This is a genomic window from Pseudomonas sp. RIT288, from assembly GCF_000631985.1.
GTDB lineage: Bacteria > Pseudomonadota > Gammaproteobacteria > Pseudomonadales > Pseudomonadaceae > Aquipseudomonas.
The window spans coordinates 91,932-107,877 of sequence record NZ_JFYN01000005.1 but is presented as its reverse complement, the minus strand read 5'-3'; the positions used below and the strand labels follow the sequence as shown (position 1 = coordinate 107,877).

Sequence of the window (15,946 nt, the reverse complement as noted above, 5' to 3'; positions counted from 1 at the left end):
CGGTCGCTCGATGACCCCAGCCGAAAGCAGAATTTGAGTGGAGATGAGCATGAGTGCAGTTCAAAGCGTCGGCCCGCAAGCATTGCCGGCACTGCAGGAGCAGGTCGAGCAGATCATCGCCGAAGCCAAGCGTCAGGGCGCCAGTGCCTGTGAAGTCGCGGTGTCACTGGAGCAGGGTTTGTCGACGTCGGTGCGCCAGCGTGAGGTCGAGACGGTCGAGTTCAACCGCGACCAGGGCTTTGGCATCACCCTGTACGTCGGCCAGCGCAAAGGCTCGGCCAGCACCTCCGCCACCGGGCCGGACGCGATTCGCGAAACCGTTGCCGCCGCACTGGCGATCGCCAGACACACCTCTGAAGACGAAGCTTCGGGTCTCGCCGATGCCGCGCTGATGGCCAGGGATGTGCAGGATTTCGATCTGTTCCACGAATGGGACATCACCCCGGAGCAGGCCATCGAGAAGGCGTTGCTCTGTGAAGCCGCGGCGTTCGACGCCGATGCGCGGATCAAGAACGCCGACGGCACCACCCTCAGCACCCATCAGGGCTGCCGTGTGTATGGCAACAGCCACGGTTTCATCGGTGGTTACGCATCGACCCGGCACAGCCTGAGCTGCGTGATGATCGCCGAAGCCGATGGCCAGATGCAGCGCGATTACTGGTATGACGTCAACCGTCAGGGCAGTCTGCTGGCGGATCCGGTGAGCATCGGCCAGCGTGCCGCGCAACGCGCCGCGAGCCGTCTGGGCGCGCGTCCGGTACCGACCTGCGAAGTGCCGGTGCTGTTTTCCGCCGAGCTGGCGGGCGGGTTGTTCGGCAGTTTCCTGTCGGCGGTGTCTGGCGGCAGTCTGTATCGCAAGTCGTCGTTCCTCGAAGGCACGCTGGGGCAGAAGCTGTTTCCGGAATGGCTGACCATCGATGAGCGTCCGCACCTGATGCGCGCCATGGGCAGCGCCTCGTACGACGGTGATGGTCTGGCCACCTACGCCAAACCGTTCGTCGAGAAGGGCGAGTTGGTGTCGTACATCCTCGGCACGTATTCCGGGCGCAAACTCGGCATGCCGAGCACCGCCAACGCGGGTGGCGTGCACAACCTGTTCGTCACTCACGGTGATGAAGACCAGGCAGCGCTGTTGAAACGCATGGGCCGTGGCTTGTTGGTTACCGAGTTGATGGGCCATGGCTTGAACATGGTCACCGGCGATTATTCGCGTGGGGCGGCGGGGTTCTGGGTCGAGAACGGCGAAATCCAGTTCGCGGTGCAGGAAGTGACTATCGCCGGCAATATGCGCGACATGTTCAAACAGATCGTTGCAGTCGGTAATGATCTGGAGCTGCGCAGCAATATTCGCACTGGCTCGGTGTTGATCGAGCGGATGACGGTGGCGGGTAGCTAAGCCCCAACCGTCACCAAAAAGGCGCGTCACCTCATCGGGTGGCGCGCCTTTTTTCATGCCCGCCCTGTAGGAGCTGCCGCAGGCTGCGATCTCTTGATCCTGTGTTTGAAAAGCAAAATCAAAAGATTGCAGCCTGCGGCAGCTCCTACACAGCACTCTTGTTTTGGTTCTCATTATCATCTAATAATAAATCTCATTTCCGAATGAGTCGCGGATCATGAGTTCTGCCTTGCACGAGCAGCCGTACCTTGAAAGCTGGCGCTGGATGAGTCGCCAGATCCGTTGCGCGATGGATCCTGACGAACCGCGCCTGATCGAACACTACCTGGCCGAAGGCCGTTATCTGGCCTGCTGCACGGCGACTTCCCCGTGGACCATCGCTGAAACCTCCTTCCGTCTGCTGCTGGACACGGCCAGCGACATCGCCTTGCCCTGGCACTGGCGCAGCCTGTGCCTCGATCAAGCCTGGCGGCCGTTGCGTGAAATGGAACGCCTCTCTCTGTGCAACTGCCGGCTCCGGCGCTGGCAGCGCTACACCTGGCAATTGGCGACCTGCGAATTGCTTCCCTCGATTCCTCTCATTGAATTAGTCCAAGGATTTACCGATGACCAAGACACGTATTGAGCGCGACAGCATGGGCGAACTGCAGGTGCCGGTGGACGCTCTCTACGGCGCGCAGACCCAACGCGCAGTGGATAACTTCCCGATCAGCGGCAAACCGATGCCAGCGCAATTCATTCGCGCGCTGATCCTCGCCAAAGCCGCCGCGGCGCGGGCCAACGTCGAGCTCAACCAGCTCAGCGCCTCGCAAGGCAAGGCCATCAGCGACGCCGCCCAAGGCCTGCTCGAAGGCGATTTCATGCAGCATTTTCCGGTGGATATCTTCCAGACCGGCTCCGGCACCAGCTCCAACATGAACGCCAACGAAGTGATCGCGACCCTCGCCAGCCGCCTGCTCGGCGAGCCGGTCAACCCGAACGATCACGTCAACTGCGGCCAGAGCAGCAACGACATCATTCCGACCACCATCCATGTCAGCGCGGCGTTGGCCCTGCATGAACAGCTGCTGCCGGCGCTGTTGCATCTGGTGCAGGTCATCGAAAACAAAGCCGGACAGGTGCATCACCACGTCAAAACCGGTCGTACTCATCTGATGGACGCGATGCCGGTGCGCATGAGCCAGGTGCTCAATGGCTGGGCGCAGCAGCTCAAGGCCAACATCGGTCATCTGCAGGACTTGCTGCCGAGCCTGCAATCGCTGGCGCAGGGCGGTACGGCGGTCGGCACCGGGATCAATGCGCATCCGGAGTTCGCCGCGCGTTTCAGCCGCCAGCTGAGCCAACTGACCCATGTGCAATTCACTCCGGGCAAGGATCTGTTCGCGCTGATCGGCTCGCAGGACACCGCCGTCGCCGTCTCCGGCCAGCTCAAGGCCACCGCCGTGTCGCTGATGAAAATCGCCAATGACCTGCGCTGGATGAACTCCGGCCCACTTGCCGGCCTCGGTGAAATCGAGCTGGAAGCTTTGCAACCGGGTTCGTCGATCATGCCGGGCAAGGTCAATCCGGTGATCCCGGAAGCCACCGCGATGGTCGCTGCGCAAGTCATCGGTAACGACTCGGTGATCACCATCGCCGGCCAGTCGGGCAATTTCGAACTGAACGTGATGCTGCCGATCGTCGCCCAGAACCTGCTGAGCAGCATTGAATTGCTGGCCAATACCAGCCGCCTGCTCGGTGACAAGGCGATTGCCAGCTTCAAGGTCAACGAGTCGCGGCTCAAGGAAGCGCTGTCGCGCAACCCGATCCTGGTGACCGCGCTCAACCCGATCATCGGCTACCAGAAAGCCGCGGAAATCGCCAAGCAGGCCTACAAACAGGGGCGTCCGGTGATCGACGTCGCGCTGGAACACACCGATCTGTCGCGCAGCCAACTGGAAGAGTTGCTCAATCCCGAGAAACTTACCGCCGGCGGCGTGTAAACCCCGCAACCGCTTTGGAGGCTCACCATGGAGCACTGGAAACGCACGATCGAACGGGCCAATCGTTGCTTCATGCTGGGCGAGCTGATTGATGCCCGCGAGGCTTATCTGCAAGCCCTGGCCCTGGCGCAAGTGCTGTTCGAACGCTGGGCGGATGCCGACGAAGCGGTGGCGGCCTGCGTCATCTCCCACCACAACCTGGCGGATCTGCATTTGCGCCTGAATCAGCCGGAGGAGAGCGCCGAGTACCTCTGCGCGATTCATCAACGGCTGTTGCAGACCATGCAGGACGAGCGCCTGCGCCCGGCCCTGCGTGAAGCGGCGCTGCGCCAGAGCAGCAAGACCTACGTCGAACTGCTGAATTTCATCAGCGAACACGGCGAATACCCGCGCACCCAGCGCCTGCTGCACCCGGACACCGGCAATGCACGCCGCGCGTCAGCCTCACATCACCATGGAGTCCACTGAAATGGCTTTTACCTTGCCTGCCTTGCCGTACGCCTACGACGCCCTTGAACCGCACATCGATGCGCAAACCATGGAGATCCACTACACCAAGCACCACCAGACCTACATCAACAACCTCAATGCCGCCGTCGAAGGCACCGAGTACGCCGAATGGCCGGTAGAAAAACTGGTCGCCAGCGTCCAGCAGTTGCCGGAAAAGCTTCGCGCGGCGGTGATCAACCAGGGTGGCGGCCACGCCAACCATTCGTTGTTCTGGGAAGTCATGGTGCCCAACGGCGGTGGCAGGCCGGACGGCGCGCTGGCCGAGGCGATTGATGACCAACTCGGCGGTCTCGACAGCTTCAAGGACGCCTTTACCAAAGCCGCGCTGACCCGTTTCGGCAGTGGCTGGGCCTGGCTCAGCGTCACCCCGGAGAAAAAACTGGTCGTGGAAAGTAGCGGCAATCAGGACAGCCCGTTGATGAACGGCAATACGCCGATTCTCGGTCTGGACGTCTGGGAGCACGCCTACTACCTGCGTTATCAGAACCGCCGTCCGGAATACATCAACGCGTTCTACAACGTGATCAATTGGCCTGAAGTTGCCGCGCGTTATCAGGCTGCGCTGGTTTAAGTCATCTATAAAAACAATCCAAGGCTGACTATGGGCACTGAAACACTGGCGATTGGCGGTGGACGCATGTTTCGTTACGCGGTCGGTTCGCTGTTGCTGCTGGCGGGCATAACCTTGCTGGCGGCGCACGGGCTGGAATGGCTGGATCTGCAGCCGAAACTGTCGCGGGCTTTGCAGGGTGGCGCGATCTGCGCCCTTGGCACGGCGCTCGGCGCGGTACCGGTGCTGGTGATCCGGCGCATGCCGCAGAGGCTCAGCGATACGCTGCTGGGTTTCGGCGCCGGCGTGATGCTGGCGGCGACCGCGTTTTCGCTGATCGTGCCGGGCATAGCCGCCGCCGAAAGTCTGGGCCTGACACCTTGGGCCGCCAGCGGTCTGATCTGCTTCGGCATCATGCTCGGTGCATTCGGTTTGTATCTGGTGGATCTGAAACTGTCCGGCGCTTCACCGGAAATGCTCGTCGGTACCCCCGAGCACCCGGTGATTCCTCCGCGGATCTGGCTGTTCGTCTTCGCCATCATTGCCCACAACATTCCGGAAGGCATGGCGGTGGGGGTGTCTGCTGGCGGCGGCATGCCGGATGCCGACAGTCTGGCGATGGGCATCGCCTTGCAGGATGTGCCGGAGGGGTTAGTGATTGCGCTGGTACTGGCGGGAGCGGGAATGTCGCGGGTCAGAGCGTTCTTGATCGGTGCGGCGTCAGGGCTGGTCGAGCCGGTGTTTGCGCTACTCTGCGCCTGGCTGGTCAGTCTGGCGGAGCTGCTATTGCCGCTGGGATTGGCACTGGCGGCGGGGGCGATGTTGCTGGTGGTGACTCACGAGGTCATCCCGGAATCGCGCCGTCATGGGCATGACAAGCTGGCCAGCCTGGGCTTGTTGATCGGGTTTTGTCTGATGATGGTGATGGATACGGCGTTGGGCTGAAAAAAGATCGTCCGAACGCGGCCCGAACCTGCGGCAGCTCCTACAGTGAACGCATTCCAATGTAGGAGCTGCCGCAGGTTCGGGCCGCGTTCGGACGATCTTTTGATCTTTTAACGATCAACCACCCTCATCGAAGTAGTTGTTGATCAACGCCACCAGCGCATCCAGCGCTTCCTGTGCCTGATGGCCTTCGGTACTCAGATAGATTTTGGTGCCCTTGCCGGCAGCCAGCATCATCATCGCCATGATGCTTTTGCCATCCACCGTGGTTTCCGGTGTGCGGCCTACTCTGATGGTGCAATCGGGATACTGGCCCGCCACGCCAACGAACTTGGCCGACGCTCGGGCATGCAGGCCCAGTTTATTGATGATTTCGATTTCCAGAGCAGGCATCGCGGTGTGAATCCTTTAAGTGAGGTCGCGGTGGCGAACCTGGACGTTCTTCAGGGTTTTCTGCAGGGCCTGACCCAGGCGTTCGGTCAGGTAAACGGAGCGGTGATGCCCGCCGGTGCAGCCAATGGCAATGGTGACATAGGCGCGATTGCTTGCCGCAAAGCGTGGCAGCCATTTATTCAGGTAGCCGTAGATGTCCTGGAACATCTCCTCGACCTCCGGCTGCGTCGCCAGGTACTCGGCGACCGGTGCGTCGAGTCCGGATTGCGCGCGCAATTCAGGCTTCCAGTACGGATTGGGCAGGCAGCGCACGTCGAACACCAGATCCGCGTCCACTGGCATGCCGCGCTTGAAACCGAACGATTCGACCAGAAACGCCGTACCCGGCTCCGGCTGGTTCAGCAGGCGCAGTTTGATGGTGTCGCGCAACTGGTACAGATTCAGATTGGTGGTGTTGACCTTGAGATCGGCCAGGTCGGCAATCGGGCCGAGCAGGGCGGTTTCATCTTCGATCGCTTCGGCCAGTGAACGGTTGGCGGTGCTCAGGGGGTGGCGACGGCGGGTTTCCGAGAAGCGTTTGAGCAAGGTTTCTTCGTCGGCATCCAGATACAGCACATCACACTGGATGTGTCGGGCGCGGACTTCTTCCAGCAACTCGGGGAAGCGTGACAAATGACTCGGCAGGTTTCGCGCATCGATCGACACAGCCACCAACGGCTGAGCCAGCTCGGTATGAATCAGGGCGCGTTCGGCGAGTTCCGGCAGAAGACCGGCCGGCAGGTTGTCGATGCAGTAGTAGCCGTTGTCCTCAAGAACATTCAGGGCGGTACTTTTACCCGAGCCGGAGCGGCCGCTGACGATGATCAAACGCATGATTAGTGACCGTTCTGCTCGCTCAGGACGACCTGATACAAGGCTTCATTGCTCGGTGCGCTGCGCAGTTTTTCGCGCACTTCCTTGCGGTCGAGCATGCTGGCGATCTGGCGCAGTAATTCCAGGTGAGCATCGGTGGCGGCTTCCGGGACCAGCAGGACGAATAGCAGGTCAACCGGCGCGCCGTCGATTGCATCGAAATCGATGGGCGCCTCAAGATGCATCAAAGCGCTGATAGGCGCTTCACAGCCTTTGAGACGACAGTGGGGGATGGCGATGCCGTTGCCGAAACCGGTGGAACCGAGTTTCTCACGGGCGATCAGCGCTTCGAAGACATCTTGCATCTCCAGATCCGGCACTTCGCGGGCGATCAGGTTGGCAATCTGTTCGAGGGCTTTCTTTTTACTGCCGCCCGGCACGTTCACCAGGGAACGGCCGGGGGTCAGGATACTTTCAAGTCGGATCATGGGTTGGGGGTGTTAACGACCCGTCGCGCCCTGAAGGAGGCTCTGGGTCTTTTCCTTATGCTTTTTGAGTTGGCGATCCAGCTTGTCGGTCAGTGAGTCGATCGCAGCGTACATGTCGGTATCTTCTGCGTTGGCGACCACTTCGCTGCCGGGAATATGCAAGGTGGCTTCGATTTTCTGCTTGAGCTTTTCGACGCACATCGTGACCTGCACGTTGGTGATCTTGTCGAAATGGCGCTCCAATCGTTCGAGTTTCTCGTTGATGTAGGTGCGCAGAGGTTCGGTCACTTCCAGTTGGTGTCCACTGATGTTGACTTGCATACAGCTTCTCCTTCGTTGCCAGTGCATAAAGCGGCAGGCCGAAGAGCCTGCCACTGGAACGCTGTAACGTGGCTTACATCAACCGCTTGCGTTCGCTCGAAGGCGCGATCCCGAGGGATTCACGGTACTTGGCGACGGTGCGGCGAGCCACCTGAATGCCTTGTGCCTCCAGTAAACCAGCGATCTTGCTGTCACTCAATGGCTTTTTCTGATTTTCCGCCGCAACCAGTTTCTTGATGATCGCGCGGATCGCTGTGGACGAGCATTCGCCGCCTTCGGAGGTGCTGACGTGGCTGGAGAAAAAGTATTTCAGTTCATAAATGCCCCGTGGGGTATGCATGAATTTCTGTGTGGTGACCCGGGAAATCGTCGATTCGTGCATGCCGACTGCCTCGGCGATATCGTGCAGGACCAATGGCTTCATGGCTTCGTCGCCATATTCCAGGAAGCCGCGCTGATGCTCGACGATCTGGGTGGCCACTTTCATCAGGGTTTCGTTGCGGCTTTGCAGGCTCTTGATGAACCAGCGTGCTTCTTGCAACTGGTTGCGCATGAAAGTGTTGTCGGCACTGGTATCGGCGCGACGGACGAAACCGGCGTACTGCGCGTTGACCCGCAGACGGGGCACCGACTCCTGATTCAGCTCGACCAGCCAGCGTTCGTTGTCCTTGCGCACAATGACGTCGGGCACCACGTACTCGGCTTCGGTCGATTCGATCTGTGAGCCCGGGCGCGGATTGAGGCTTTGCACCAGTTCGATGACCTGACGCAGCTCGTCTTCCTTGAGCTTCATGCGCCGCATCAACTGGCTGTAGTCGCGACTGCCGAGCAGGTCAATGTAATCGCTGACCAGACGCTTGGCTTCGTTGAGCCACGGAGTCTTGGCCGGGAGCTGACGCAGTTGCAGCAACAGGCATTCGCCGAGGTTGCGCGCGCCGATGCCTGCCGGTTCGAACTGCTGGATGCGGTGCAGAACGGCTTCGATCTCGTCCAGCTCGATGTCGAGCTCCGGATCAAAGGCGTCGAGAATTTCTTCGAGGGTTTCGTCGAGGTAGCCCTGATTGTTGATGCAGTCGATCAGGGTCACGGCGATCAGGCGGTCGGTGTCGGACATCGGCGCCAGATTCAATTGCCACAGCAAATGGCTTTGCAGGCTTTCCCCGGCGGAGGTGCGGGTGGTGAAGTCCCACTCGTCGTCATCGCTGCTGGGCAGGCTGCTGGCGCTGGTCTGGTAGACGTCTTCCCAGGCAGTGTCGACTGGCAGCTCGTTGGGAATACGCTCGTTCCATTCGCCATCCTCCAGGTTGTCCACCGTCGGGGCGGCTTCCTGATAGGACGGTTCCTGAATGTCGGTGTTGGGTTTTTGTTCGGCGTTGTCGGCCAAAGGATCGGTATTGTCGAAGTCGTCGCCTTCTTCCTGGCGTTCGAGCATCGGATTGGATTCCAGGGCCTCCTGGATTTCCTGTTGCAGGTCCAGGGTCGACAATTGGAGCAGGCGGATGGCCTGTTGCAGCTGCGGTGTCATCGTCAGCTGCTGGCCCATTCTCAAGACTAGCGATGGTTTCATGGCAGGGGCTTAACACCTTATTCGCCGGCGCGCATGCGCCATCCACTACAGGGCGCCGGAGCGCCAAACTTAAGCAAATTATATGCCTGAAACTGAAGTGTTTGCCTAGAGCGCTGTAACAATAAAAAGATAGAAAACTTTATTGACGCATTGCTCTGGCGAGCGGTGAACACCTTTGAAGCGACGTGTTTGCCTGGAGCGCTGTAACAATTAAAGCGTATCAAATCCTGCTTGAATCGATACAGCGCCCGGGCGGCTCACCGGGCACTATCCGCTTAGAGGCGGAACTCGTGGCCCAGGTACACTTCCTTCACCAGATCGTTGGCGAGGATGGTCGCCGCATCGCCTTCGGCGATCAGTTGACCGTCGTTGACGATGTAGGCGGTTTCGCAGATATCCAGGGTCTCACGCACGTTGTGGTCGGTGATCAGTACACCGATGCCCTTGGCCTTGAGGTGATGGATGATCTGCTTGATGTCGCCGACCGAAATCGGGTCGACACCGGCGAACGGTTCGTCGAGCAGGATGAATTTCGGTGCGGTCGCCAGGGCACGGGCGATTTCCACCCTGCGGCGCTCACCACCGGACAGGCTCATGCCGAGGTTGTCGCGGATGTGGCTGATGTGGAATTCCTGCAACAGGCTTTCCAGTTCCTTGCGACGACCGGCCTTGTCGAGTTCCGCGCGGGTTTCGAGGATGGCCATAATGTTGTCGGCCACCGACAGTTTGCGAAAGATCGACGCTTCCTGCGGCAGATAGCCGATACCGGCCTTGGCACGGCCGTGCATCGGCTGATGGCTGACGTCCAGATCATCGATCAGCACGCGACCCTGATCGGCCTGCACCAGGCCGACGATCATATAGAAGCAGGTGGTCTTGCCGGCGCCGTTCGGGCCGAGCAGGCCAACGATCTGGCCGCTGTCGATCGACAGGCTGACGTCGCGCACAACCTGGCGGCTTTTATAGGCCTTGGCCAGGTGTTGAGCTTTCAGAGTTGCCATTACTGGGTTTTCTCGTCGGTTTTCTTCTTCGGCTGGATCACCATGTCGATGCGCGGACGCGTCTCGGTGACTTTGTTGCCGGTAGCGCGACCGGCGCTGGCCAGTTTTCTCACCGTGTCGTAGACGATTTTCTCGCCCTGGGTGGTGTTGTTGTCCTTGTCGACAACCTTGGCCTTGTCGATCAGCACGACGCGGTTTTGCGCGGCGTGGTACTGGATCGTCACGCCCCAGCCCTGTACAGGCTTGGTGTCACCTTGGGTTTGCAACTGCTCGAAGTAGGCAAGGTTGCCCACCGAGGTCACCACGTCGATATCACCGGTCGGGGTACGGGTGATGGTCACCGTATTGCCCTTAACGATCATCGAGCCTTGGGTGATGATCACGTCACCTTTATAGGTGGCGATGCCATTCTTGTCGTCCAGTTGGGCGTCGTCGGCCTGAATGCGGATAGGTTGCTGCTGATCGTTCGGCAGAGCCCAGGCGCTCACGCTTCCCAGTGCTGCGCCCAGACTGAGCAAAATAGGGAGGGTTTTAACGAGCCTCATACTGTCCTCTTACGTTCGATTGCAGGTGTATCCTGCTTTCCTTCAAATACGCCTTCATTCCCACGCCAGTCGATACACCGCCAGCGCCGTCGATTCTAACGGGTTGCTCGGTCTGCGCATATTGCTGCTGAGGGAACACCGTCATGCGTGTGCTGGTGATCAGGGTGTCACGTTTCTTTTCATCGGTGCGCTTGATGCGTACCGAGTCGATCAATTCTACCTGCGTTCCGTCCGGATTCACTTCGCCGCGCTCGCTGGTCACGTGCCATGGAAACTCGGTGCCGCGATACATGTTGAGGTCAGGTTTGGTCACCAGAGTCACATCCGTCGCTTTCAGGTGTTCGGCCTTGTCCGAGGTCATTTCGTACTGCACTTTGCCGTCCGGCAGGTATTGCAGGGTATGCGTATTGGTGGCGTACCAGTCGATGGCAGTGTCTTCGACCTTGACCACAGGTTTGTCGAGGAAACGTTCAGGACTGATGTTCCAGTAGCCGACCGCCGCAAACATGGCAGCGATACAGCCGAACAGCAGGAAGTTGCGAAATTTTTTGCTAAACATGGTTTGGCTCACAGGTACGCGGCGTTGGCCGCATCGAGGCGGCCCTGGGCGCGCAGGATCAATTCGCAGAATTCACGGGCGGCACCTTCGCCACCGCGGGCCCGAGTGACGCCATGGGCGTGTTCGCGCACGAAGTCGGCGGCATTGGCAACGGCCATGCCCAGGCCCACGCGACGAATCACCGGCAGGTCAGGCAAGTCGTCACCGAGGTAGGCGACCTGTTCATAGCTTAGGCCCAGTTGCGCCAGTAGACCGTCCAGAACCACCAATTTGTCTTCGCGACCCTGAAACAGGTGCGGGATACCGAGGTTCTTCGCCCGGCGTTCAACCACCGGAGTCTTGCGGCCGCTGATGATGGCGGTCTCGACACCGGCATTCATCAGCATCTTGATGCCTTGGCCGTCGAGGGTGTTGAAGGTCTTGAATTCGCTGCCGTCTTCGAGGAAGTACAGGCGCCCGTCGGTGAGGACGCCGTCGACGTCGAACACCGCCAGTTTGATCGCTTTGCCGCGTTGCAGCAGATCGGTGGTCATTACATCACTCCTGCACGCAGCAGATCGGAGAGGTTGAAGGCGCCGATCGGGCGATCTTCTTCGTCCACGACAACCAGTGCGTTGATTCGGTGGTCTTCCATGATTTTCAGGGCTTCGGCGGCGAGCATCTCGGGCCGTGCGGTCTTGCCGTGTGCGGTCATGACCTGGTCGATGGTGGCGCTGCGGATGTCGATGCTGCGATCCAGGGTGCGGCGCAAATCGCCGTCGGTGAAGATCCCGGCCAGCTTGCCATCGGCTTCAACGATCGCGGTCATGCCCAGACCTTTGCGGGTCATTTCCATGAGCGCGTCCTTGAGCAGGGTGCCGCGCTGCACTTGCGGCAGCTCTTGCCCGGCATGCATGACGTTTTCCACTTTCAGCAGCAAGCGTCGACCCAAGGCGCCGCCCGGATGCGAAAAAGCGAAATCTTCGGCGGTGAAACCACGCGCTTCCAGCAGCGCCACGGCCAGGGCATCGCCCATGACCAGCGCCGCAGTGGTCGAGGAAGTCGGTGCCAGGTTCAGTGGGCAGGCTTCGTGCTCGACGTGAACGTTGAGATTGACTTCGGCGGCCTTGGCCAGCGGCGACTGCGGATTGCCGGTGAGGCTGATCAGCTGGATGCCGAGGCGCTTGATCAATGGCAGCAGGGTGACGATTTCGTTGGTCGAGCCTGAGTTGGAGAGGGCGAGGATCACGTCGTCGCGGGTGATCATGCCCATGTCGCCATGGCTGGCTTCGGCCGGGTGGACGAAAAATGCCGGGGTGCCGGTACTGGCCAGGGTCGCGGCAATCTTGTTGCCGACGTGCCCGGATTTGCCCATGCCGACCACGACCACACGGCCCTTGCTGGCCAGAATCATCTCGCAAGCGCGTACGAAATCGGCGTCGATATGGGGCAACAAGCCTTGTACGGCTTCCACTTCGAGGCGGATGGTGCGTTGTGCCGATTGAATCAGGTCGCTGGATTGGCTCATGTCAGAAATCGTATAGCCCGATGAAAAGGCGGCGATTATAGCGGTTATGTTGAAAAGCCTCACGCAAGTTCGTCGTGCTTTGTCATTCCTCGTCACCAAAACCCTGAAAAAGCGCGGGCGGCCCTGTCATATCGCTGAACACTGGGGGGCATGGGCCTTGGGCGCTTGGCCTTTGCAGTGATATAGTTCGCCGCCAGTTCGGCCTGCCCGGGAGGTATGTGCTTTCCAAGGAAAGCCAGGCGTCCGAGTGAGAGGCTGCATCGCAAGGAGTTTAGATGAGTGCCGATAACGCCTACGCGGTCGAGCTGAAGGGAGTCTCCTTCAAGCGCGGTGCGCGCAGCATTTTCAATAACGTCGATATTCGCATCCCGCGTGGCAAGGTTACCGGCATCATGGGACCTTCCGGGTGCGGCAAGACCACTTTGTTGCGCTTGATGGGTGCGCAGTTGCGTCCTTCCAGCGGCGAAGTCTGGGTCAACGGTCAGAACCTGCCGACACTGTCGCGCAGTGATCTGTTCGATGCGCGCAAGCACATGGGCGTGCTGTTTCAGAGCGGCGCGCTGTTTACCGATCTCGATGTCTTCGAGAACGTCGCTTTCCCCCTGCGCGTTCATACCCAATTGCCGGATGAAATGATCCGCGACATCGTCCTGCTCAAATTGCAGGCGGTCGGTCTGCGCGGTGCGATCGAGCTGATGCCTGACGAGCTGTCCGGCGGCATGAAGCGTCGGGTCGCCCTGGCCCGGGCGATTGCGCTCGATCCGCAGATTCTCATGTATGACGAGCCGTTCGTCGGTCAGGATCCGATCGCCATGGGCGTGCTGGTACGCCTGATCCGTCTGCTCAACGATGCGTTGGGAATCACCAGTATCGTGGTCTCTCACGATCTGGCCGAAACCGCGAGCATCGCTGACTACATCTATGTAGTGGGTGATGGTCAGGTGCTGGGGCAGGGCACGCCGGACGAATTGATGAATTCGGATGAGCCGCGTATTCGCCAGTTCATGACCGGCAACCCCGATGGCCCGGTGCCGTATCATTTTCCAGCGACGGATTACCGCGCAGATCTTCTGGGGAAGCGCTGATGCGCAGAATTTCATTAATAGAACGCGTACGCCGGTTCGGCGAGGCGGCGATCGACGCCGTCGCGGTGTTTGGCCGCGCGACCCTGTTCCTGTTCCACGCCCTGCTCGGTCGAGGTGGCATCAGCGGCGGTTTTGGCCTGCTGGTCAAACAACTGCATTCGGTTGGCGTGATGTCGCTGGTGATCATCGTCGTGTCGGGGATTTTCATCGGCATGGTGTTGGCGCTGCAGGGCTTCAGTATTCTGTCGAGCTACGGTTCGGAGCAGGCCGTGGGGCAGATGGTTGCCCTGACGTTGCTGCGTGAACTGGGGCCGGTAGTGACGGCGTTGCTGTTTGCCGGGCGTGCCGGTTCGGCGCTGACCGCGGAAATCGGCAACATGAAGTCCACCGAACAGCTTTCCAGCCTGGAAATGATCGGTGTCGATCCGCTCAAGTACATTATTGCCCCGCGCCTGTGGGCCGGTTTCATTTCCCTGCCGGTGCTGGCGATGATTTTCAGCGTGGTGGGGATCTGGGGCGGTTCGTGGGTGGCTGTCGACTGGCTTGGCGTGTATGAAGGCTCCTACTGGGCGAACATGCAGAACAGCGTGAACTTCACCAGCGATGTGCTCAACGGCGTCATCAAAAGTATCGTTTTCGCCTTCGTCGTGACCTGGATTGCCGTTTTCCAAGGCTATGACTGTGAGCCCACTTCCGAGGGCATCAGTCGCGCCACCACCAAGACCGTAGTATTTGCCTCGCTGGCAGTACTGGGCCTGGACTTTATTCTGACCGCTTTGATGTTTGGAGATTTCTGATGCAAAACCGCACCCTGGAAATCGGTGTCGGCCTGTTCCTGCTGGCAGGGATCCTGGCTTTGTTGCTGCTTGCTCTGCGGGTCAGTGGCCTGTCTCCGACGTCGACCACCGACACCTATAAACTGTATGCCTACTTCGACAATATCGCCGGTTTAACGGTCAGAGCCAAAGTGACCATGGCTGGCGTAACCATCGGCAAGGTCACGGCCATCGATCTGGATCGCGACAGCTTCACCGGTCGGGTAACCCTGCAAGTGGATAAAAAGGTCGACAACCTGCCGACCGACTCCACAGCGTCTATCCTGACCGCTGGCCTGTTGGGCGAGAAGTACATCGGTATCAGCGTGGGCGGCGAAGACACCCGTCTGAAGGATGGTGGAACCATCCACGACACGCAGTCGTCTCTGGTACTGGAAGACCTGATCGGTAAATTCCTGCTCAATACCGTTAGCAAAGACGCCAAATGAGGAGCTTTTGAATGATCTCTACCTTGCGACGTGGCCTGTTGGTGTTGCTCGCGGCCCTGCCACTGTTGGCGAACGCTGCGCCTGGACAGTCGGCGCACGACCTGATTCAGGACACCACGAACCGGATGCTGGCCGACCTGTCGGCCAATAAAGAAAAGTACAAGAAGGATCCGCAGGACTTCTACACGGCGCTGAACACCATCGTCGGTCCCGTAGTGGATGCCGAAGGCATTTCCAAGAGCATCATGACGGTCAAGTACTCGCGCAAGGCCACGCCGGCGCAGATGCAGACCTTCCAGGAAAACTTCAAGCGCGGCCTGTTCCAGTTCTATGGCAATGCCTTGCTCGAATACAACAACCAGGGCATTACCGTTGATCCGGCCAAGGATGAGTCCGGCGATCGCACCAGCGTCGGCATGACCGTCAAGGGCAACAACGGCGCGATCTACCCTGTGCAGTACACGCTGGAGAAGATCAATGGCGAGTGGAAACTGCGCAATGTGATCATCAACGGCATCAACATCGGCAAGCTGTTCCGTGATCAGTTCGCCGACGCGATGCAGCGCAATGGCAACGATCTGGACAAGACCATCAATGGTTGGGCCGGTGAAGTCGCCAAAGCCAAGGAAGAAACCGACAAAGCTGCCGCGAAGCCAGCGCAATGAATGAGGCGGCAATTCGTATGAGTGAGGTCGACGAGCTATTGCTCAGCGGAGTGCTGGATTACCGCACAGGTCCCGACCTGCGCAAGGAAGGCCAGGCGCTGATCAAGTCCAGCAAGGCGGCATCGCTGGTCATCGATTGTTCGGCAGTGAAGAAGTCCAGCAGCGTCGGCTTGTCCTTGTTACTGTGCTTCATGCGCGATGCTCAGGCGGCCGGCAAGGCTGTCAGCATCCGCGCGATGCCGGAAGATATGCGCGAAATCGCTCAGGTCAGTGAACTGACCGAGTTGCTGGCGCACCCCTGAACCCGCATCGATAA

The 15,946-nt window shown here is 59.6% G+C and carries 21 protein-coding genes; 11 read left to right on the top strand and 10 right to left on the bottom strand.

Going from position 1 to position 15,946, the window contains the following annotated elements; translation table 11 throughout:
• Nucleotides 1-49: 49 nt before the first annotated feature.
• The 6 genes from pmbA to BW33_RS06430 all read left to right on the top strand — a co-directional run bounded on the left by pmbA (nucleotide 50) and on the right by BW33_RS06430 (nucleotide 5,383).
• Nucleotides 50-1,396, top strand: coding sequence for a metalloprotease PmbA (gene pmbA, locus BW33_RS06455; RefSeq protein ID WP_047597853.1), 1,347 nt, complete (start codon nucleotides 50-52; stop codon nucleotides 1,394-1,396).
• Nucleotides 1,397-1,613: 217 nt separating this feature from the next.
• Nucleotides 1,614-2,021 (top strand): hypothetical protein, encoded by a 408-nt coding sequence (locus BW33_RS06450; protein ID WP_047597852.1) that lies wholly within the window; start codon nucleotides 1,614-1,616, stop codon nucleotides 2,019-2,021.
• On the top strand, nucleotides 2,002-3,378 hold the full coding sequence (locus BW33_RS06445; RefSeq protein ID WP_047597851.1) for a class II fumarate hydratase: 1,377 nt from the start codon (nucleotides 2,002-2,004) through the stop codon (nucleotides 3,376-3,378). Before BW33_RS06450 ends, BW33_RS06445 begins: the two co-directional genes overlap by 20 nt.
• Nucleotides 3,379-3,405: 27 nt before the next feature.
• Nucleotides 3,406-3,846, top strand: a complete 441-nt coding sequence (locus BW33_RS06440) for a hypothetical protein (protein WP_007967199.1) — start codon at nucleotides 3,406-3,408, stop codon at nucleotides 3,844-3,846.
• A 1-nt stretch (nucleotide 3,847) separates the two neighbouring features.
• Nucleotides 3,848-4,459 carry a superoxide dismutase gene (locus BW33_RS06435; RefSeq protein ID WP_047597850.1) on the top strand — a complete coding sequence of 204 codons (612 nt, stop codon included), beginning with the start codon at nucleotides 3,848-3,850 and terminating at the stop codon, nucleotides 4,457-4,459.
• A 30-nt stretch (nucleotides 4,460-4,489) separates the two neighbouring features.
• Nucleotides 4,490-5,383: a ZIP family metal transporter gene (locus BW33_RS06430; RefSeq protein ID WP_047597849.1), complete on the top strand. Its 894-nt coding sequence runs from the start codon at nucleotides 4,490-4,492 to the stop codon at nucleotides 5,381-5,383.
• Between the two features lie 117 nt (nucleotides 5,384-5,500).
• Here the strand turns inward: BW33_RS06430 and BW33_RS06425 are convergent, their stop codons facing one another.
• From BW33_RS06425 to BW33_RS06380, 10 genes are all read right to left on the bottom strand, one after another.
• The gene (locus BW33_RS06425; RefSeq protein ID WP_047597848.1) at nucleotides 5,501-5,776 is read right to left on the bottom strand and encodes an HPr family phosphocarrier protein; all 276 of its coding nucleotides are present in this window, start codon (nucleotides 5,774-5,776) and stop codon (nucleotides 5,501-5,503) included.
• A gap of 15 nt (nucleotides 5,777-5,791) precedes the next feature.
• Nucleotides 5,792-6,649 carry an RNase adapter RapZ gene (gene rapZ, locus BW33_RS06420; RefSeq protein WP_007967205.1) on the bottom strand — a complete coding sequence of 286 codons (858 nt, stop codon included), beginning with the start codon at nucleotides 6,647-6,649 and terminating at the stop codon, nucleotides 5,792-5,794.
• Between the two features lie 2 nt (nucleotides 6,650-6,651).
• On the bottom strand, nucleotides 6,652-7,116 hold the full coding sequence (ptsN, locus tag BW33_RS06415; protein WP_007967207.1) for a PTS IIA-like nitrogen regulatory protein PtsN: 465 nt from the start codon (nucleotides 7,114-7,116) through the stop codon (nucleotides 6,652-6,654).
• Nucleotides 7,117-7,128: 12 nt separating this feature from the next.
• Nucleotides 7,129-7,437, bottom strand: coding sequence for a ribosome hibernation-promoting factor, HPF/YfiA family (gene hpf, locus BW33_RS06410; protein WP_025109458.1), 309 nt, complete (start codon nucleotides 7,435-7,437; stop codon nucleotides 7,129-7,131).
• Nucleotides 7,438-7,510: 73 nt separating this feature from the next.
• Complete coding sequence (locus tag BW33_RS06405) at nucleotides 7,511-9,004, bottom strand: RNA polymerase factor sigma-54 (RefSeq protein WP_027610846.1); 1,494 nt, start codon at nucleotides 9,002-9,004, stop codon at nucleotides 7,511-7,513.
• 275 nt (nucleotides 9,005-9,279) lie between these two features.
• Entirely contained in the window at nucleotides 9,280-10,005 is a 726-nt protein-coding gene (gene lptB / locus BW33_RS06400; protein ID WP_003221693.1) for an LPS export ABC transporter ATP-binding protein, read from the bottom strand.
• Complete coding sequence (gene lptA, locus BW33_RS06395; RefSeq protein ID WP_025109456.1) at nucleotides 10,005-10,550, bottom strand: lipopolysaccharide transport periplasmic protein LptA; 546 nt, start codon at nucleotides 10,548-10,550, stop codon at nucleotides 10,005-10,007. The genes lptB and lptA overlap by 1 nt, the downstream gene beginning before the upstream one ends.
• Nucleotides 10,537-11,109 carry an LPS export ABC transporter periplasmic protein LptC gene (gene lptC / locus BW33_RS06390; RefSeq protein ID WP_047597847.1) on the bottom strand — a complete coding sequence of 191 codons (573 nt, stop codon included), beginning with the start codon at nucleotides 11,107-11,109 and terminating at the stop codon, nucleotides 10,537-10,539. The genes lptA and lptC overlap by 14 nt, the downstream gene beginning before the upstream one ends.
• An 8-nt stretch (nucleotides 11,110-11,117) precedes the next feature.
• Nucleotides 11,118-11,642 (bottom strand): KdsC family phosphatase, encoded by a 525-nt coding sequence (locus tag BW33_RS06385; protein ID WP_007967216.1) that lies wholly within the window; start codon nucleotides 11,640-11,642, stop codon nucleotides 11,118-11,120.
• Complete coding sequence (locus BW33_RS06380; RefSeq protein WP_027610849.1) at nucleotides 11,642-12,616, bottom strand: KpsF/GutQ family sugar-phosphate isomerase; 975 nt, start codon at nucleotides 12,614-12,616, stop codon at nucleotides 11,642-11,644. Before BW33_RS06380 ends, BW33_RS06385 begins: the two co-directional genes overlap by 1 nt.
• Nucleotides 12,617-12,891: 275 nt before the next feature.
• On the opposite strand from BW33_RS06380, the gene BW33_RS06375 reads away from it, so the two are divergent.
• From BW33_RS06375 to BW33_RS06355, 5 genes are read left to right on the top strand one after another with little or no spacing between them, the layout of a single operon-like run.
• A complete protein-coding gene (locus BW33_RS06375; protein ID WP_003221703.1) occupies nucleotides 12,892-13,701 on the top strand; it encodes an ATP-binding cassette domain-containing protein in 810 nt (269 codons plus the stop codon).
• Nucleotides 13,701-14,498 carry a lipid asymmetry maintenance ABC transporter permease subunit MlaE gene (gene mlaE / locus BW33_RS06370; protein ID WP_003221704.1) on the top strand — a complete coding sequence of 266 codons (798 nt, stop codon included), beginning with the start codon at nucleotides 13,701-13,703 and terminating at the stop codon, nucleotides 14,496-14,498. The genes BW33_RS06375 and mlaE overlap by 1 nt, the downstream gene beginning before the upstream one ends.
• Complete coding sequence (mlaD, locus tag BW33_RS06365) at nucleotides 14,498-14,965, top strand: outer membrane lipid asymmetry maintenance protein MlaD (RefSeq protein WP_007967220.1); 468 nt, start codon at nucleotides 14,498-14,500, stop codon at nucleotides 14,963-14,965. The genes mlaE and mlaD overlap by 1 nt, the downstream gene beginning before the upstream one ends.
• Before the next feature lie 11 nt (nucleotides 14,966-14,976).
• Nucleotides 14,977-15,630, top strand: coding sequence for an MlaC/ttg2D family ABC transporter substrate-binding protein (locus BW33_RS06360; RefSeq protein ID WP_047597846.1), 654 nt, complete (start codon nucleotides 14,977-14,979; stop codon nucleotides 15,628-15,630).
• On the top strand, nucleotides 15,627-15,932 hold the full coding sequence (locus tag BW33_RS06355; RefSeq protein WP_047597845.1) for an STAS domain-containing protein: 306 nt from the start codon (nucleotides 15,627-15,629) through the stop codon (nucleotides 15,930-15,932). Before BW33_RS06360 ends, BW33_RS06355 begins: the two co-directional genes overlap by 4 nt.
• The last annotated feature ends 14 nt before the right edge of the window (nucleotides 15,933-15,946 follow it).

Coding starts and splice junctions, on each gene's coding strand:
- BW33_RS06440 (WP_007967199.1), top strand. CDS start 3,406: ATGGAGCACTGGAAACGCACGATCGAACGGGCCAATCGTTGCTTCATG.
- rapZ (WP_007967205.1), bottom strand. CDS start 6,649: ATGCGTTTGATCATCGTCAGCGGCCGCTCCGGCTCGGGTAAAAGTACC.
- BW33_RS06405 (WP_027610846.1), bottom strand. CDS start 9,004: ATGAAACCATCGCTAGTCTTGAGAATGGGCCAGCAGCTGACGATGACA.
- BW33_RS06445 (WP_047597851.1), top strand. CDS start 2,002: ATGACCAAGACACGTATTGAGCGCGACAGCATGGGCGAACTGCAGGTG.
- BW33_RS06360 (WP_047597846.1), top strand. CDS start 14,977: ATGATCTCTACCTTGCGACGTGGCCTGTTGGTGTTGCTCGCGGCCCTG.
- ptsN (WP_007967207.1), bottom strand. CDS start 7,116: ATGATCCGACTTGAAAGTATCCTGACCCCCGGCCGTTCCCTGGTGAAC.
- mlaE (WP_003221704.1), top strand. CDS start 13,701: ATGCGCAGAATTTCATTAATAGAACGCGTACGCCGGTTCGGCGAGGCG.
- mlaD (WP_007967220.1), top strand. CDS start 14,498: ATGCAAAACCGCACCCTGGAAATCGGTGTCGGCCTGTTCCTGCTGGCA.
- BW33_RS06375 (WP_003221703.1), top strand. CDS start 12,892: ATGAGTGCCGATAACGCCTACGCGGTCGAGCTGAAGGGAGTCTCCTTC.
- pmbA (WP_047597853.1), top strand. CDS start 50: ATGAGTGCAGTTCAAAGCGTCGGCCCGCAAGCATTGCCGGCACTGCAG.
- BW33_RS06425 (WP_047597848.1), bottom strand. CDS start 5,776: ATGCCTGCTCTGGAAATCGAAATCATCAATAAACTGGGCCTGCATGCC.
- lptA (WP_025109456.1), bottom strand. CDS start 10,550: ATGAGGCTCGTTAAAACCCTCCCTATTTTGCTCAGTCTGGGCGCAGCA.
- lptB (WP_003221693.1), bottom strand. CDS start 10,005: ATGGCAACTCTGAAAGCTCAACACCTGGCCAAGGCCTATAAAAGCCGC.
- hpf (WP_025109458.1), bottom strand. CDS start 7,437: ATGCAAGTCAACATCAGTGGACACCAACTGGAAGTGACCGAACCTCTG.
- BW33_RS06385 (WP_007967216.1), bottom strand. CDS start 11,642: ATGACCACCGATCTGCTGCAACGCGGCAAAGCGATCAAACTGGCGGTG.
- BW33_RS06450 (WP_047597852.1), top strand. CDS start 1,614: ATGAGTTCTGCCTTGCACGAGCAGCCGTACCTTGAAAGCTGGCGCTGG.
- BW33_RS06355 (WP_047597845.1), top strand. CDS start 15,627: ATGAATGAGGCGGCAATTCGTATGAGTGAGGTCGACGAGCTATTGCTC.
- BW33_RS06435 (WP_047597850.1), top strand. CDS start 3,848: ATGGCTTTTACCTTGCCTGCCTTGCCGTACGCCTACGACGCCCTTGAA.
- BW33_RS06430 (WP_047597849.1), top strand. CDS start 4,490: ATGGGCACTGAAACACTGGCGATTGGCGGTGGACGCATGTTTCGTTAC.
- BW33_RS06380 (WP_027610849.1), bottom strand. CDS start 12,616: ATGAGCCAATCCAGCGACCTGATTCAATCGGCACAACGCACCATCCGC.
- lptC (WP_047597847.1), bottom strand. CDS start 11,109: ATGTTTAGCAAAAAATTTCGCAACTTCCTGCTGTTCGGCTGTATCGCT.